A 788-nucleotide genomic window follows, 5' to 3' on the forward strand; every position below is an offset into this window, starting at 1 on the left:
CGATCAACGCCCTCTGGATCGTCGTCGCAGCCGTGGCCATCTACCTGGTCGCCTACCGCTACTACAGCCTGTTCATCGCCAATAACGTGATGCAACTCGATGCGCGCCGGGCCACCCCCGCCGTGCTCAACAACGATGGCCTGGACTATGTCCCGACCAACAAACACATCCTGTTCGGCCACCACTTCGCGGCCATTGCCGGTGCGGGGCCGCTGGTCGGGCCGGTGCTGGCGGCGCAGATGGGCTACCTGCCCGGTACGCTCTGGCTGATCGCCGGCGTGGTGCTGGCCGGTGCCGTGCAGGACTTCATGGTCCTGTTCCTGTCCACCCGTCGCAACGGTCGTTCCCTGGGCGACATGGTCCGTGAAGAAATGGGCCGCGTTCCTGGCACCATTGCGCTGTTCGGCTGCTTCCTGATCATGATCATCATCCTCGCGGTGCTGGCGCTGATCGTGGTCAAGGCCCTGGCCGAGAGCCCGTGGGGGATCTTCACGGTGATGGCGACCATTCCGATCGCGATGTTCATGGGCATCTACATGCGCTACATCCGCCCGGGCCGCATCGGTGAAATCTCCCTCATTGGCGTGCTGTTGCTGCTGGGCTCGATCTGGCTCGGCGGGCAAGTGGCCGCCGACCCGGTCTGGGCCGAGGCCTTCACGTTCACCGGCGTGCAGATCACCTGGATGCTGATCGGTTACGGTTTCGTTGCCGCCGTGTTGCCGATCTGGCTGATCCTGGCGCCGCGCGATTACCTGTCCACCTTCTTGAAGATCGGCACCATCGTCGCC

General features: G+C 64.1%; 1 protein-coding gene. It reads left to right on the plus strand.

Annotated elements, in window-relative coordinates; genetic code table 11:
* Positions 1 to 2: 2 nt before the first annotated feature.
* The coding region (locus HU811_RS27080) for a carbon starvation CstA family protein (protein WP_367616253.1) at positions 3 to 788 on the plus strand (786 nt) is incomplete at its 3' end.

Origin of the sequence: Pseudomonas tehranensis (assembly GCF_014268615.1) — a bacterium.
Classification (GTDB): Bacteria; Pseudomonadota; Gammaproteobacteria; order Pseudomonadales; family Pseudomonadaceae; genus Aquipseudomonas; species Aquipseudomonas tehranensis.